Genomic DNA, 15,983 nt, shown 5'->3' on the forward strand with positions numbered 1-15,983 from the left:
GCCCCTCTCATTTTATAACCATCCAAGTAATAGTATGGAAAGTATACTGACACTGCCAAAAACTAATAAGCCCATCGTCGGACCAAAACCACCGGTCCGTGGCAACTCAGCCTCTGTACTCGTTGTGGTAGTCGTTGTCGTAGAAGTCGAAGTTAACGGAGTTGGAGTCGCGGCAGGATTGGAAGTCGGTGTAGGCCCACTGGCAGCCTCAACAATAGTATAGGACCCGCTCTGGTTTGCCGCACAGCTGACCACATCAGCCCCATCTTGGTTAGCAATATTTGTATCTCTAGTATTCCCCTGAGTACAGGCCAAATTAACAATTGCCGTCCCCACCGCTTTTGTCCTAAAAGTGAATGTCAGTAAAGGCCCAGAGACAGTGGCCGAATCGTACAGACTTGTTGAAGTCGGTGCCAAGGTCATCTCAAAAGTACCAGAGTCGTTTTGAATTTTTGCCGTTCCCGCATCAAAGGTAAAGTTAAAAGCCGGCGCCGAAACCCTTTCCACCGATAGCAACTCCAGTTTAGTCGCATCAAAGCTCCCCATCACATCCATTGCCAAAACCTTTTCCGCATCCGATTCAGCCCCCAGAACAACTACAATGTTTGAACCCACCGTATATGTTCCCGTTGCCGGGGTAAATGTAAATCTCGGAGCCGCAAAAGCTTTTACCGGAGTCACCACCAACATCAGAAACGCAACCAGGGAAACCAGTAAAAACTTTACTTTTAGATTCATTTATTTTATTACCTCAATAGTTAATTTGCTGCCTGAATAAGGTAACGCCTTAGCAGTAGCATTCTCTACAAACATAGTAGCAGACTCGTTTGTACCGTTTCCAGTACTTACTTCAAAACTAAAATCCCCAACTACTTTTGGAGTTGCTTCAAAGCTCACCAGGTTCAAAACATCACCCTCGGCCAATTTCATCCCCTGAGTATCCGAAATCAAAAAGTTTACTACTATCATTCCCTTTGTAGTACTGACCTTACTAAATGTCGGACTAGGCAACTTCGGATCAAAAGTTAAGCTATCAATATCAAATGATTTCGGGTCATATTTAACATACAAATTTAACGAATCAAGAGATCTCTCGTTCTTCGCAAGCATATTAACTTCCACCATCGACGGCTTTCCTGCCTGCATCTGGCTCTCCCCTGCAAAAACCAAGCTAAAATCAGGGTTGGAAACCACTTCTGACGGAATCAGGGCAACATCTCCACCCGGAGGAGTCACCACCAGATTCTTCTTTGCCAGACCTGAAAATAAAATAATACTTTCGGCAATCACCAAAACTGCCGCAATTGGTACTAATATTTTAAAATAATTCATATTTTTCCTCCGTTTGTTTTTTTATAATTTCTTCTAATTTAAAGATAACACAGAACTTCCAACTAATACAATTGCTCTAATTTATCTTTTAATGTTTGTTTAAACAAAGCTGTATCAATTCCGTTAACCTTACAGTTCCCGTCCATATCGGCCTGTAAGTAGCCACCGTCATCTACCTCGTCAATTCTGGTTGCGGCTGATTTCACATAAGAGTAATCAAGACCGTCAACCACCCCATCGGGTACTCCAACCGTCGCTCCGGTCACATCACCCGGCATTACCGGATATCTCGAAAAATCATAAAGTGGTGTTGTGTCTGCATCATCGGTCAGAGCTAAATTACCCCATGTCGAAGCAAAATATTCAGATTGGTTATCAATCCCATACTTCACCTGAAGATGCTTTGGTCCCTTAAAAAATACGGCTATTCCCTCATAATATGGGAAGTCCGTCAAAACTACTTGGCCTCCATAAACAACCCTCTCGCTTATTGACGTGTTCAGTACCGGTATCTGCCCGGGATATATCTTAATAGTCCCCTCCGGTGCCAAAACTGTCACCGTCACCGGCCAATTTACCGCACACATATTGCCCGCCAGTACATCCCTGTAAGAAATCATGTATTTCAAAATCGGCCAACCGGCTGTCATTGGTGGCGTCTCTGTCGGCAAAAGAGTGTTGGTTGGCCTTAACGTATTTGTCGGCCTCGGTGGCGTCTCTGTCGGCACATCGGCCAGTGGTGTTTCTGTGGGCATCAGGGTATTTGTTGGTTTTAGTGTATTCGTTGGTCTCACTGGCGTGTTAGTTGGGACGAGGGTATTGGTCGGTCTCAATGTATTCGTTGGCTTCACTGGTGTTTGTGTAGGCCTCAGCGTATTGGTGGGAATAAGCGTTCCTGTCGGTCTCAATGTATTCGTTGGTCTCACTGGTGTGTTAGTTGGGACGAGGGTATTGGTCGGTCTCAATGTATTCGTTGGCTTCACTGGTGTTTGTGTAGGCCTCAGCGTATTGGTGGGAATAAGCGTTCCTGTCGGTCTCAATGTATTTGTTGGTTTTGGTGTAATAGTCGGGGTCACTTCCGACTGGCTGCCATCTTCAATCACATAACTCATCCCGGTAACTCTATCTATCGACATCGCCGTATCGGTAGTCGTTGAATTACCCGACACAACCGATTTACTCTTATCAAGAGTTATCATCCCCGTCGTTGTCGATCCGCCCGCCGTAAACATCAATTTGGCCACATTTACCACTCCGGAGCTCAAATCCGCTTCCGGCTTGTTAGAAGTCACCGATAAATTAATACATCTATTAATCCCCGCAGGGTAATTGCTGCCACCAACCGCTACCATCATCGACAATGGCACCTCATTAAACGAGCTCGTTTCTTTATTTACAATTATCACTTTGTCCAAATCAGTCTCATCAACCGAAAGCTTAGTACTGTCATAACAAACCTGAGTGGTTACCCCCACTACTTTCGCCTTTTCCGACCCACCCGTTACGTTCCCCGTTTCAACCCACAACTGCACTGGAAAAGCCTCATTCATTTTCAATACTCTGTTCTCGGGTAAAAGAAATAATTTTGATCCGGCAAAGTACGCCCCGCTTCTGGTATCCCTGCTCCTGCCGGTCAAAAACACTGCCCCGGCAAGAGCGATCAGCAAGACCACCCCAAAAACAATGGTCCCTGCCTTTTTCATTTTAATTTCCTCCCGAAGTCATCAACTCGCTAAAATACTTGTGCCACAAAGAATAGTCAAAGACATTAACGACACCATCGCACTTTCCGTCACTACCGGTAAAGTCGGCGTCCCAGTTTGTACTTACTTCCGGCACTCCGGCACTCAGGTCTACGAACTCTCGTCGCCATACGGCATAATCGGTTACATCAATCGAACCGTCGCAATTGGCATCACCTTTTGACTTACCTTTAAAGGTAGGTTTCGGTACATTAGAGCCCGTACAGTTATCATCTACATCTCTTACGAAACCATTCATCACATAGCCAGGTACAAACCACCGATACTCCCCTCCGGTATTCAGCTTATAACATTCAAAAGTGGTTGGGCATTCCTTACAACTTGAAGCTGCACCTTCTGCTACCGTAATCCAGTGTATACAATTTGTACTGTTACAGTTCCTGCCGCTTACCGGTTCATAATACCCCGGGCAGCTATTAGTCTGGTTCTGATACAGTTTCCCATCCGCCGTACACAATTGAGAACACTGATTGTTACAGGCCGATTTTAACTCTACTGCAAAAACCCCCACTTCGTTCATCTGATAGGCCGCTTTCGGATAATACGCTCCGCTAGCACCACCAATCGCAAAGCTATTCGCGCTTGGTTGTGCCCCTACCGATGAAACCTTGCTCATATAAATTATTCCCCAATTAGAAACGGTTCCGGTCATATTGACGATTTCACCTTTTTTAACGGTGATATTCCCGTTTGCATTATTCAAAGTCAAACCGTTACATGAGAAATTCTGGTTGCAGGTCGCCGTCGGAATCGGTGTCAGAGACGGTACCGGCACTCCGGTCGGGATCCCGCACCTACAGCTCAAATCACCGGCACAACTTGGATTCCGGCAAAAATTCCCCGGTTTCCCCTGGCTATCAAAATAACCCGAGGTACACACCAATCCTAAACTGCGATCACACATATCCTGACCCTGGATCATTGTGCAGGATTCATTGCACCCAGCCGCAGCGGTGGCAACGTTAAATGTCGCATTATCGGTCGACGCACACGACACAAAGCCCGTGCACGGCAGACTGCCTCCCTTATAACTACAGGCCGGATTACCGGTACATTTACCCACCGGTGCTGTCGGCACATCACAATGCGCTACATAGTTGCCAGCCGGCAAACCCGCAAACTGAAAACTATCATTGCAAGCTGCCCCATTAATGCTATTGCACTGTTTAACTCTGGTGTAATAGAACCCTTCTTCTCCGGGAACACTGGAATTAGCTGCCAATGGCGCCGGCGACATTTTCGAAGTATCAATCTGTTTATAATCCCTTCTTTCTATCCACAATCTCACCGGATAAGTCCCCGAAGCGTTAGCATTACCTTCATAAGTAATGGTTATTGCCCCTCCCGGAGCTGATTGAGGAATCAAGCCGGTAATTCGGCAATATGCTTTACTTTCCGTCCCCGTCGGTACCACCGTCGGGACCACACTGCCCGAACAACATCGATAAGTCGGCGCCCAACCGCAGCCATTGGCCGCCGCTGTCGCTGTATCGCCAAATCTGGTACAAGCCTTACCGCAATTAGTAGTGCAGTTGGCCTCGTTGGAATAGCATCCGCCGGTACAACTTGTCGGCGCGCTACCTGTCGGCACCGTTGTTGGTCTGACTGTTGGCGTTACAGAAGAGCCGCAACTCGAAGAACTAACACAGCTAGTCGCTCCATTAAAGCTCCTTGCTCCATCCCATCTGGTACAATACACCCCATCATTTCTCAAAAATTGGTTAGCAGGACAGCTAGTACTCACACCCGGGTTAGATACAAAACCAGTGTTGCAGCTCGAACCCGCTCTACACCAATTCATTCCCGACCACCCGCACGACATATCCCAAACACTATCCTGACAACTGGGCGCTATAGTCGGGGCAGGCGTCGTCCCGGAACAATTCGTGGATGTAATACAAGTAGACGAACCATTAAAGCTCTTAGCCCCATCCGATCTGGTACAGTAAGTCCCCTGATTTCTCATAAACTGATTCGGGGCACAACCGGTGGCAACCAACGGCCCGGAAATATAACCGGTATCACAACTGGTCCCAACTTTACACCAATTTAATCCCGTCCATCCACAGGCCATATCCCAAGTACCATTAGCCTGACAGCTTCCGGGAGCCGAGGTTACTGTAGCTGCTTTCACCGTAAACTTAATAAGCAGTTGGCAATTGTTACTGCCTGATTCTGCCATTCTAAAACTGGCTACTCCACCCGTACCCGAAAATTTTACCGTATTACTATTCCATGCATCGACTACTTTCCAACTTACCCCCTCTACACTTCCTCCTACGGTCACCTTAACATCACCACCCCCGCCACCTACATTTAATCTTTTGACTTTAAAATACCTACCACCCGGGTTAGAAAATCCACATGTTCCGGTTGAACTAGTATTACCGGGGTTCTCCCAAGATTCAAATGAACCGCTGGTTGATTGAACCGTTATTTTTACTCCGTTTCCATCAGACAGCACTTTTCCTGCACTGTCCACTACTATCCCCCCGTAATCAACATAATGCCCCTCGCCGGTTCCGCCACACGACCACCAGTCAACATAGTTATTGTTGCTATCACAACACGCCTGTTTATCAGGATTCCCGTCAGCCGAAGGACAGCTGTGGTAAGAATTGGGTATTGCCGTAGGAGTCAAAGTCGGACCCACGGTTGGAACCATAGTTGGCACTCTAGTCGGAGCCACTGTCGGTCTTACCGTCGCAGTCGGAACCACGGTTGATCTTTTACAATACCCCGAGCTAGTAGTGCTGCTACAAACAAACCCGCTACAACACCTATTATCAGAGTCACAATAATCACCATCACAAGTATACTGCGGAGTCGGTGTTCTAGTGGGAACCACCGTCTTGGTCGGTGTAACCGTCGTTCTGGTTGGCGTTGCCGTTACCCTAATAGTTGGAGTAGAAGTCCCATACGGCTTTACTGTCGGCTTTACGGTCGATGTCGGAGACGTTGTAGATGTATATTTGCAACAATTTTGTCCCGTTGGACACCATCCCGACCCTTCTCCGATAAATGTTTTTCCCGCAACTCCATAATTCAAACTACAAGCTTTATAATTATCCATACACATTTGAGACAAACCAGCGCTCTCGCAATGTTGGGTCGGAGTATTAGTCGGTCTCAGAGTGTCCGTCGGTACTGGCCTTATACAATATTCCTCACCATATGGGTTACCGGGAGACGTCTGGCAGACTAAACCGGCACAACAATTATTGTATCTTGAGTCACCACTGACACACCCACGATCCTGGGCTATACAAGCACCGCTTGTTGGTGTTACTGCTGGCTCCGACGGCATTGCCGCCCTGTTTCTAATATCCTGGTTCTGTTGGCTTAATTTGGTAACCATCGGCAGTGCCACTGCCATTATCACCAAACCTATAATCAATGGTATCTGAGCCATGCCCAAATTTTCTCTAAAATTAAAAAATCCAATTATCTTCCGTATTTTTGGGCTCATTTTCTGTTTTTTTATATAAAAATATACGCAAATACTAATAGAAAAGTAAAACACTTGGCATCACCTGAGTCAATACGTCAAATGTTAAAACACCCAATAATCATTACTTTTCTTCTATACTTAAACTATGGCTAACAAGAATTTAAACCTATTAAAAACCATTTTCCCTCTTGTCGCCCTGCCATTCATAATCCTGGCCATAAAAACGGTTTTAGATATCCGCAAAGGTGCTGCTGGTATCCCCGCCGCCATTATCATCGACACCCAAAGTCCTCAGGGTAATATCCCCTCTTCCCTATGGCAAAACATTTCTCAGGGTGGCGAAGAGCCTACCGATATGATTGCTCCTGTTTTATACCAAACCAAGCCCCTCCGGCTCCAACTGATACGAATCGACCACCTATTCGATTACTATCAGGTTTACGCCGGTCCCGGAAACTACAACTTCGAAAAGCTCGATCGTATTATAAATAGTATCCTGTCAACCGGCGCCAAGCCGATGCTTTCCGTTTCCTACACCACTTCCTCTATGTCCAAAAACGGTCAAAACGCCGGCGAGCCATCAGACTGGAACCAATGGTACCAATTAGTCAAGGCCACCGCCAACCGTTATTCCCGGGAAAAAAATATCTCCGGTATTTATTACGAAGTCTGGAACGAGCCCGACCTTTTTGGCGGTTGGCACTATGCCAAAAGCCCCGATTACTCCACCCTTTACGTTCAAACTGCCAGAGCAATTGTCGACGGTGCCGGCAATTCCGATTACAAAATCGGCGGCCCGGCTACTACCGGCTTTTATGAAAACTGGATTAAATCCTTATTTAAAACGGCCACCGAAAATCGCCTCCGCCTCAATTTCATCTCCTGGCACAAATATTCCAAAAACATTATCGATTACGAAAAAGACTTTAATAACTTAAACAAAATTTTATCTGACTTTCCTCAATATTTCGGCATTGAAAGGATTATCACCGAAACCGGCCCCTCTCCAGAAGCCGACGCCTGGTACGACAATAAGCTTTCCGGAATTCATCTTATTTCCCTCTGTACTCAAATGGCCGGCAAAATCCACCGTCTTTTCCCATTTGAACTCGTCGACGGCCCCTCCCCAAGATCCCCAAACTCAACCGGTTGGGGTATAATCACTCACCACACCAACGGCTCTGTCCCAAAACCCCGCTATTATGCTCTCCAGTTCCTAAACCAACTCCAGGGCCAACGTTTATCCTCAACCGGTGATGGCAGTTGGGTTACTTCGCTTTCGGCCAAAAATGGCTCAATAATCTCCACCCTATTAGTAAACTACGACAGTTTAAATTTACATCCCGAAACCGTCCCGGTCACCTTCCGCGGCATTAGCCCCGGCAATTATCGGCTAGTTAGCACCATTTATATGGGCAAAGAAAATTCCAAAAATATAACCGTCCCCTCATTCAATTACACCGAAAACGTCTACCTCGAGCCCAATTCTGCCATCATTCTCAAACTCACCCCGCTAAATTAAGCGTCATTGCGATCCGCCAACTGGCGGAGTGGCAATCCCTGCCTGCCGGCAGGCAATCTTTACAGGATTAAAATAGTCAAGCTGTTTCAAGATTGCGGAGCCTGTCCCGAGAAACGAGGGATCGTTTCTCCTCGCAATGACAAAACAGTTCTCACTCTTAATTCGTAATTAGTAATTAGTAATTTTGGAATTTTATTACAGGTTACAGATTACTTATTACAGATTACCAATTACAGGTTACCAATTATTTGAATATCCTCACCACATCACCGGCTGTGATCAAAAATATCAAAAACAACAACACCACCATTCCGAAATTATTAATAGCCGTTTCAAACTTTTGGTTGACCCGTTTTCTGAAAATCATTTCATAAACCACAAAGATTATCCTTCCTCCGTCCAAAGCCGGAAAAGGTAAAATATTTACCACCGCCAAATTTACAGATACTATCGCAAAAAAATGTACCACCGCCAACATCCCCTGGTTTTGTTTGATACTACTTGTCGCCTGAAACATCCCAATTGGCCCGCTCACATCTTTTGGCACTCTGCCCTGAAATAGTTCACTCACCATGCCGATCACTCCGCTTCCAATAATTTTTCCCCAATAATAAGCCTCTCGAAAACCAGCCCCAATCCCTTTATGTATCTCATACCACTTCATTGGCACCATTTCCGTGTTAGATACCGTCACCCCCATTCCGCCCTCACCTGCCGGAGGATTTTCCCTTACAAAAACTTTTACTTCTCTTTCGACTTTTAGACTTTCGACTTCTAGACTAATTTCTTGTCCCTTATATTTTGCCACTTCATCTGTCATCTCTCTTGCGCTAAAAACCGGTTTACCCTCAACTTCGACCACCGAATCTCCTTCTTTAAGCCCTGCCATTTCCGCCGGGCTACCCCCGGTAATTCCTATTATCTTCACCACCTTTATATCCGTCGGCACACCGGAAACGGAATAAACAAACGAAAAAATCGCTATTGCCAAAACCAGATTCATCAACACTCCCCCCAAAACCACCATCATCTTCTGCCACGGTTTTTTATTATTAAACGCCACCCCACCCTTTCCGTCTCCATCTTCGCCATACAATTTACAAAACCCTCCGATCGGCAGCCAATTCAAACTAAAAATTGTTCCGCCAAATTTTTTCCCCACGATTCTCGGTGGCAAACCCAATCCAAATTCTTCCACCTTTACCCCGGTTTTAATCGCCGCAAAATAATGGCCAAACTCATGAACCAAAACCAAAATAGAAAGCGCAATTATAAAAATTAAAATATCCATCTTTATGTGATCTGTAACCGGTAATCTGTAATCAGTAATTTAAAACTATTTTTGACTCTCAACAGATTTAATTAAACCATTAATTAATTTTTCAGCAACTTTACTTTGGACCCAAATTTTCTTGCAGGAATCAGAATCTATCTATTTTAGATCTTTTGCTAACAAAATAAAATTTTGAACTTCCTTTAGCGATCCTCTTGCTTGAAAATAGAATTTAATTTTATCATTAAAATGATATCTACCAAATCCCTCTGCTATATTAGCACTAATTGAGCTCGCAGCCCTCCTTAGCTGATCACAAACTCCATATTTCTCAACTCGAGGGAACTTATCCAATATTTTATAAACAGAAATCACCAAGGCGTGTGATTCCTTCCATGAATTTAAATCATAAAAATCCAATATTCTCCCCATCTTCCTATCACATTCTACCAGTTTGATTACCAATTACAGGTTACCAATTACAGGTTACCAATTACAGGTTACCAATTACTGATTACTGATTACTGATTTTATCCCCTTATCTCCCCTTCCTTCTTACTGGCCACCATTTCCAATTTCTCAATATATTGGTCAGTCACCTTTTGCAACTCTGCCTCATCTACCTTAAATTCATCCTCGGAAACTGTTTTTTCTTGCTTTGCCGACTGTAATTCTTTCCGGAAATCTGCCCGGGCATCCCGGATCATCACTCTCGCCGCTTCAAGTTTCCTCCCCAAGATTTTTATATAATCCTCTCTTTGTTCTGTTGTTAGCATCGGCAAGCCCATCCGGATTATTTGCCCGTCAACTGCCGGGTTCATGCCAATATTGGCCGCCGCAATCCCATTGGCAATTTCCTTTACCAAAGTCCCATCCCACGGTTGAAAAGTCAATGTTCTTACGTCGGGCACTCCAATCGATCCAAGCTCAATCAGTCTCATTTTTTGTCCGCCATACACAGTTACCACCACATTCTCTATCAACCCCGGCGTTGCCCTGCCGGTCCGAATCGATGAAATATCATCAACAAAAATTCCTACAATCTTATCCATTCTCGCTTTTACGTTTGGGATATTTATCATATCGTTATTTTACCAAACTAATTACCAGTTACAGATTACAGATTACAGGTTACCAATCTATATCTCAAATCTACCAATTCTTCCAAGTTTTATATTCTCCCCAAATTTTGCCACCAGTGCTTTTATCAGATCCGATACGGTTTTGGACGGATCCTTAATAAAATCCTGTTTTAGCAAAGCCTTTGCATCTTTGGGATTCATCGCCGCCACCTGCAAACACAAATCCTTTGCCAGGGCCATATATTCTTCATTTTTTGCCACAAAATCAGTCTCACACAATAGTTCCACCATTACCCCGATTTTACCGGTTGCATGAGTATAAGTGGCCACCCTGCCCTGATGAGTTTCCCTATCGGCCTTTTTCTCCGCCTTTTGAAATCCTTTTTCTTTCAATATTTCTCTTGCCTTCGACTCGTTGCCCTCGGCCTCTTCCAGAGCCGCCTTAATTTCCATCATTCCTAATCCCAATTCTTCCCTCAATTTTTTAACTAGCTCAATTAATTTTTTAGTCTCCATTTTTTTATTTTAATATTAATTTACAATTACAGATTACTGATTACAGATTACTGATTACCAACTCATTTCACCCCCGCCGCTTTTATCGCCTTCCCGATTTCTTCAACAATTATCGTGATGCTTTTAACATTATCATCGTTGGTCGGAATGGCAAAGTCCACCTTAAAAGGATTACTATCTGTATCTACCATCGCCAGAGTCTTTACCCCCCTCATCGTCGCTTCTTTAATGGTCGTTTTTTCAAACCCGGCATCAACCGCAAAGACCATATCAAATAATTTATCGAGTTTAACCAGTCCCCCCACTATCTTTTCCAATCTAATCACCTCTTTTTTCATCTCAAGGATTTCTTTTTTAGTGCTTTCGGTAAATTTCCCCTTCTCCAACCCGTCTTTAAGATCAACTAGTTTTTTTATATCTTTTCGGATCTGATCCCAATTAGTAATTGTCCCTCCCAACCATCTGTCTGTTACATAAGGTACGCCGGCTTCAGTCGCCACTCTCCGGACCACTTCACGGGCCTGGCGCTTGGTTCCAACCAATACTATCTGTTTACCGTTCCTTTTAGCGTTGTATATGTAATTACACGCCGCTTCCAGTCCGTCTAGAGTTTTAACCAAATCAATCACCTGAATTCCGTCTTTGGCCGCATAAATCGACTCTCTCGCCTTTGGATGAGTTTTAGAAATTTTGTGACCCAAATGACATCCGGCATCCAGTAAATCTTTTAGCCCGATTGTCAGAGTATATTTTTTGTCAGCCTTGGCATCTGCAGCTACTTTTTCTGCCAAAACCACTGCCTGCAATTCCTGTTTCTTGGACAAAGCATCTTTTTTTGCTCTGAGATCTTCATTAATCTTTTTAATCTTATCTGCCGTTACCGCCGTCTGTTTCTTGGCTTTTACTACTAACGCTTTTTTTACCAAACTTTTACCGGTTCGGTTTACGGTTTTTACGATCGTCTTTTTCTTTTCTTCCATTTTGTTTTGTCCTTACTAATAATCTTGGGTGGGCCAACGGCCAGGACAAACACCCGCCAATTAACTAATAACTATTCAATCGGAAATTATAACACACTCTCCGTCATTGTGTCTGCCCGTTTACCCGCCTTTGGAGGGAGAATCCTCGACGCTAATCGGGACGACGTGGCAATCTTTCGGCTCTTGCCGTCTGGATTTTCCTTGTAGAGACACCCCGCGGGGTGTCTCAATACAAAAATAAAAAAAAGGTGAATTGAAAAAAACAACAACCCAGGAAAACACAAAAAACAAAAACAAAACAAAAAAAATAAAAAAACGTAACCCCATGGTTACTAACAAAGGGGGCATTCCCCTTTGCTTTTTCTTTTTTCTTTTTTTTCTTACCATCCCTCGGGGTGGGCCATAGAAGACAGCGATGTCCTCTGATCTTTTTCGGCCCACCCCGAGAACCCCTTACACCGGGGCTACGACTGGCGTGTGAAAGGGCCGCCGCAATTGGGGTATGCCTTCACGCACCCACTCCTCAGACGGTTGCACTGCGAGCAGAAACTCGACTTGTTACCCACCACCAGCAGAATCAGAAAAGACAAAAGACGTTCCACGTCGCCTCCTTTGGGCAGTCATAAAAAACCCATGGAACCCCACGGTGAAAACAACGCGACACGCTATTTTTTTAAAAATTAAGAACCTAACTCTCACACAATCATATTCGCTTCTCCTCTCTAAATAGAATCAACCAATCCACCAAAAGATGAACTCGTTGATCCCATTTAAAAAGGGTTTAACTACAGATTACAAGTTACAGGTTACCAATTACTGATTACCAATTACCAAAATTTTTTCCTGGGTTGTTAACGAACAGGAACGTTTAAACGACATTTGTCGTTTATTACGTTCAGGACAGGAACAAAATCATCTCAAAACCGCATTGGTTCCTAATAATTTTGTTACGAAAAACAATCCGATTATATCACACTATACTAGTCCTTGTCCCTGGGGACACTATTCCCCACAAAACCTTCTTCCCTAGGTCCATATCGCTTCAACCATCGCCCCAACTTGGCCGTCCTCTTTAACCCTTCGGCTCTTTCCTCTGGACTTTCCCTGGCAACAACTACAACTGCCGGTGGTATCTCTTCCGCCACTGTTACCATAACTTCCCTTGCTTTTGCCCCCAATCCGGGCATTGGCATCTGAATCGTCAGGGCCTCCAACGTTTTTCCCATTAACCTATTTTAATCCATATTTAAAAAATAAAAACAACAAGACAACTCAAAACACCAAAAAACAAACAAAGTGGAGTGACCACCATCGTGCATGGTCACCCCACCCGTTGTCTTCGCCCTCGGCGATCTTTGGGACTTACCCAATGACCGCCGATATTAGCGACAGAAAACCCCAGCTAGCCAACGCGGTGGGGATCAGGACAAACAAAAGGCAAAACCCCCCACCCTCCGAAGCAGGCTGGTCGTCGTTCTTCTGCGTAGCCGCTAGCTGAAAGAAGGACAATGCCGCACAAAGTGCGAGCAAAGAGCTAGCCGCAACCCACCTGATTTTCATCTTCATGCGATTTTCCTTTCTGGCCAATGGCCATGAGTTGTCTTGTTGTCAACGAACCAGTCTTCAGCAAACCGCCGCTTACAGATATAAATCTTTGGCAATCTGCTAAAACTATATCTTATAATATCACATATCATCGAAAAATACAACAATATATTTACATAACAGACAAAATCATAAACCCTGTTTCCGTCCAATATTAGTGTAAAATCAAACTATGCCCGACAGTGTTCAAAGCCAGTTCACCATTCTTGAAATCCGTCTGCCACAAAACAACGAATACACTCTGGAGTCTATGTCCTCTCTTTTTTCCAATTTCACCCAATTTTCCAGTCTTGGATTTTTCGAGAAACTCCTCGGCAAAAAGAAAACTATTGCCTCAATTGAAATCGCCCTGATAAACGGCCAGATTAGATTTTTTGTCGTCACCAACACCCGTGACGCCGATTTTTTCCGGGCCCAAATTTTAGCCCAATACCCCACTGCCATCACCCGCAACCCCGATGATTATCTAACCCCTTTTTTAGTCGGGTCGCACTGCCCCGTTACCCCAGGCCAAGATTCCACTCCAAAAACAGAAATAACCCCCCAGCGCCTCAGTTTCATCCAGCTTGGTCTTTCCCGCATGTCTGATTACCCTCTAAAAATCGCCAAAGACTTTCGCGATACCGATCCTCTAAATTCCATCCTGGCCCCGCTCTCCCGATCAAACAGCCGCGATGATTTTTTCCTCTATCAAATAATTCTTTCCTCCGCCCCCAAAAACTGGCAGGGTCCAATTATCGACGTTATTCAAAACGGCACGGTAGTCGACAAAGAAAAAGGCTATCACCAAGCTCATCCCGACAAAGCCGTCTTTGAGCAAAAAATCCAGTTCCCCGGGCTTCTGGCCCAAATCAATCTTTTCTCCAATAATCCCGGGTTAATTACCGGCGTTTCCTCCTCCTTTGGCATCTACACCAGCCCCCGCGGTAATCTTATCAAAACCTTTACCCCTGGTTTTTTTCACAAAAATAAACTCCCAACCGCAATATTCTCCAGGGAAATCAAAAAAGGTCTCAAAACTCAGATTCTAAACACCGAGGAACTCGCTGCCCTCTGCCATTTTCCCAATAAACTCACAAAACTTCCTAACATCGCCTGGGGCAAAAAACTTTATGCCGAACCCCCGGAAAATCTCCCCATAATCGAAGGTCTCTCCGAAGAAGAAAAAAACAAAATTACCGTTTTCGGTCGCACAGAATTCCGCAACAAAGACGCCATTTTTGGTATCAAAGAGGGGGAAGACCGTCGCCGCCATACCTATATTATCGGTAAATCCGGTACCGGAAAAACCACCCTCATTGCCAACATGGCCATTGATGACATCAGAAAAGGCCGTGGCGTCGCTATCATCGACCCTCACGGTGATCTTTGCAACACCATTCTTGACTATATTCCCAGCAACCGCATCAACGACTGTTGTTATTTCAACCCCGCCGATCCGGAATACGTCTACCCGTTAAATGTTCTCGAGGCCAAAAACGAGTCCCAAAAAGAATTAGTCGCTTCCGGTGTCCTCTCCATCTTCAAAAAACTCTATGGTACTGTTTCCTGGGGACCGCGTCTCGAGCACATCCTCAGAAACACCGTCCTGACTCTTGTAAATACTCCCGACTCCAACCTAACCCATGTTATCGAAATCTTAACCAACAGAAACTATCGAAATCGGGTTATTGAAAAGTTAAACAATCAAACTCTCAAAAACTTCTGGCTCAACGAATTTGACCGAATGGACCCAAAATTCCAAAACGAAGCCATTGCCCCGGTTCTAAACAAAGTCGGTCAGTTCATTTCCTCCACCAAAATCAGAAACACTCTTGCCCACTCCAAATCAAAAGTCGATATTCAAAGCATCATGGACCAAAAAAAGATCCTTATAGCCGATCTCTCCACTGGCCGCCTCGGAGAAGACAATTCATCTCTTCTAGGCGCTATGTTAATCACCCAAATCCAGCTTTCCGCCATGAACCGTGTTTTTCAAACGGTAGAAGAAAGATCTGATTTCTATCTTTACGTCGACGAATTTCAAAACTTTGCCACAGAAGCTTTCATCAAAATCCTCTCCGAAGCCCGTAAATTTAAGCTTAATCTAATCGTCGCCAATCAATACATGAACCAGTTGGAACGTCCGATTCAGGATGCTATTTTCGGCAACGTCGGTTCCCTTATCTCCTTTGTCGTTGGCAACCAGGATGCCGCTATCCTCCAAAAAGAATTCGGAGCCGAGTTCCCCTCAGATGACCTTGTGAAACTTGGTAGATATCAGGTCATTTGCCGTCTCTCCATTGACTCAGAAACAACCCAGCCTTTTTATTCCAACACCCTTCCGCCGCTCCTGTGCAAAAATCAGCATCGCGATAAAGTAATTAGAACTTCCCAGGAAAGATGGGGCAAAAAACTAAAAGACGCCTTTCCCCCACCCAATTCCCTGCCAGTCATTCCACAACCCTAAGGTTTTTCCA

13 protein-coding genes are annotated in these 15,983 nt (G+C 44.7%); 2 read left to right on the forward strand and 11 right to left on the reverse strand.

The features are described from left to right. Positions 1-12: 12 nt before the first annotated feature. The 4 genes from WC841_02920 to WC841_02935 form a co-directional block, all read right to left on the reverse strand. Entirely contained in the window at positions 13-738 is a 726-nt protein-coding gene (locus WC841_02920) for a cohesin domain-containing protein (GenBank protein MFA5828286.1), read from the reverse strand. Then, complete coding sequence (locus WC841_02925) at positions 739-1,332, reverse strand: hypothetical protein (protein ID MFA5828287.1); 594 nt, start codon at positions 1,330-1,332, stop codon at positions 739-741. It lies immediately after the preceding gene. A 62-nt stretch (positions 1,333-1,394) separates the two neighbouring features. Then, positions 1,395-3,035, reverse strand: coding sequence for a hypothetical protein (locus WC841_02930; protein MFA5828288.1), 1,641 nt, complete (start codon positions 3,033-3,035; stop codon positions 1,395-1,397). A 1-nt stretch (position 3,036) separates the two neighbouring features. Next, the gene (locus WC841_02935; GenBank protein ID MFA5828289.1) at positions 3,037-6,564 is read right to left on the reverse strand and encodes a dockerin type I repeat-containing protein; all 3,528 of its coding nucleotides are present in this window, start codon (positions 6,562-6,564) and stop codon (positions 3,037-3,039) included. Between the two features lie 127 nt (positions 6,565-6,691). On the opposite strand from WC841_02935, the gene WC841_02940 reads away from it, so the two are divergent. Then, entirely contained in the window at positions 6,692-8,068 is a 1,377-nt protein-coding gene (locus WC841_02940; protein MFA5828290.1) for a hypothetical protein, read from the forward strand. 244 nt (positions 8,069-8,312) lie between these two features. Here the strand turns inward: WC841_02940 and WC841_02945 are convergent, their stop codons facing one another. The 7 genes from WC841_02945 to WC841_02975 form a co-directional block, all read right to left on the reverse strand. Continuing rightward, on the reverse strand, positions 8,313-9,359 hold the full coding sequence (locus WC841_02945; GenBank protein MFA5828291.1) for a M50 family metallopeptidase: 1,047 nt from the start codon (positions 9,357-9,359) through the stop codon (positions 8,313-8,315). Positions 9,360-9,500: 141 nt separating this feature from the next. Beyond that, the gene (locus tag WC841_02950; GenBank protein MFA5828292.1) at positions 9,501-9,773 is read right to left on the reverse strand and encodes a four helix bundle protein; all 273 of its coding nucleotides are present in this window, start codon (positions 9,771-9,773) and stop codon (positions 9,501-9,503) included. 98 nt (positions 9,774-9,871) lie between these two features. Then, positions 9,872-10,423 (reverse strand): ribosome recycling factor, encoded by a 552-nt coding sequence (gene frr, locus WC841_02955; protein ID MFA5828293.1) that lies wholly within the window; start codon positions 10,421-10,423, stop codon positions 9,872-9,874. 57 nt (positions 10,424-10,480) lie between these two features. Further along, positions 10,481-10,939 (reverse strand): translation elongation factor Ts, encoded by a 459-nt coding sequence (gene tsf / locus WC841_02960; GenBank protein MFA5828294.1) that lies wholly within the window; start codon positions 10,937-10,939, stop codon positions 10,481-10,483. Positions 10,940-11,001: 62 nt separating this feature from the next. Beyond that, positions 11,002-11,919: a 30S ribosomal protein S2 gene (rpsB, locus tag WC841_02965; GenBank protein MFA5828295.1), complete on the reverse strand. Its 918-nt coding sequence runs from the start codon at positions 11,917-11,919 to the stop codon at positions 11,002-11,004. 980 nt (positions 11,920-12,899) lie between these two features. Next, complete coding sequence (locus tag WC841_02970) at positions 12,900-13,145, reverse strand: hypothetical protein (GenBank protein MFA5828296.1); 246 nt, start codon at positions 13,143-13,145, stop codon at positions 12,900-12,902. Positions 13,146-13,281: 136 nt separating this feature from the next. Next, positions 13,282-13,479 (reverse strand): hypothetical protein, encoded by a 198-nt coding sequence (locus WC841_02975; GenBank protein MFA5828297.1) that lies wholly within the window; start codon positions 13,477-13,479, stop codon positions 13,282-13,284. A 217-nt stretch (positions 13,480-13,696) separates the two neighbouring features. Here WC841_02975 and WC841_02980 point away from each other — a divergent pair, with 217 nt between their 5' ends. Further along, positions 13,697-15,973 carry a DUF87 domain-containing protein gene (locus tag WC841_02980; GenBank protein ID MFA5828298.1) on the forward strand — a complete coding sequence of 759 codons (2,277 nt, stop codon included), beginning with the start codon at positions 13,697-13,699 and terminating at the stop codon, positions 15,971-15,973. Positions 15,974-15,983 lie beyond the last annotated feature (10 nt).

It is taken from the genome of Candidatus Shapirobacteria bacterium (genome assembly GCA_041659325.1).
Taxonomy (GTDB): Bacteria; Patescibacteriota; Microgenomatia; order UBA12405; family UBA12405; genus JBAZYN01.

Excerpts from the sequence above, each read along its gene's own strand:
- WC841_02920 (MFA5828286.1), bottom strand. The coding sequence starts at position 738 with ATGAATCTAAAAGTAAAGTTTTTACTGGTTTCCCTGGTTGCGTTTCTG.
- WC841_02925 (MFA5828287.1), bottom strand. The coding sequence starts at position 1,332 with ATGAATTATTTTAAAATATTAGTACCAATTGCGGCAGTTTTGGTGATT.
- WC841_02930 (MFA5828288.1), bottom strand. The coding sequence starts at position 3,035 with ATGAAAAAGGCAGGGACCATTGTTTTTGGGGTGGTCTTGCTGATCGCT.
- WC841_02935 (MFA5828289.1), bottom strand. The coding sequence starts at position 6,564 with ATGAGCCCAAAAATACGGAAGATAATTGGATTTTTTAATTTTAGAGAA.
- WC841_02940 (MFA5828290.1), top strand. The coding sequence starts at position 6,692 with ATGGCTAACAAGAATTTAAACCTATTAAAAACCATTTTCCCTCTTGTC.
- WC841_02945 (MFA5828291.1), bottom strand. The coding sequence starts at position 9,359 with ATGGATATTTTAATTTTTATAATTGCGCTTTCTATTTTGGTTTTGGTT.
- WC841_02950 (MFA5828292.1), bottom strand. The coding sequence starts at position 9,773 with ATGGGGAGAATATTGGATTTTTATGATTTAAATTCATGGAAGGAATCA.
- frr (MFA5828293.1), bottom strand. The coding sequence starts at position 10,423 with ATGATAAATATCCCAAACGTAAAAGCGAGAATGGATAAGATTGTAGGA.
- tsf (MFA5828294.1), bottom strand. The coding sequence starts at position 10,939 with ATGGAGACTAAAAAATTAATTGAGCTAGTTAAAAAATTGAGGGAAGAA.
- rpsB (MFA5828295.1), bottom strand. The coding sequence starts at position 11,919 with ATGGAAGAAAAGAAAAAGACGATCGTAAAAACCGTAAACCGAACCGGT.
- WC841_02970 (MFA5828296.1), bottom strand. The coding sequence starts at position 13,145 with ATGGGAAAAACGTTGGAGGCCCTGACGATTCAGATGCCAATGCCCGGA.
- WC841_02975 (MFA5828297.1), bottom strand. The coding sequence starts at position 13,479 with ATGAAAATCAGGTGGGTTGCGGCTAGCTCTTTGCTCGCACTTTGTGCG.
- WC841_02980 (MFA5828298.1), top strand. The coding sequence starts at position 13,697 with ATGCCCGACAGTGTTCAAAGCCAGTTCACCATTCTTGAAATCCGTCTG.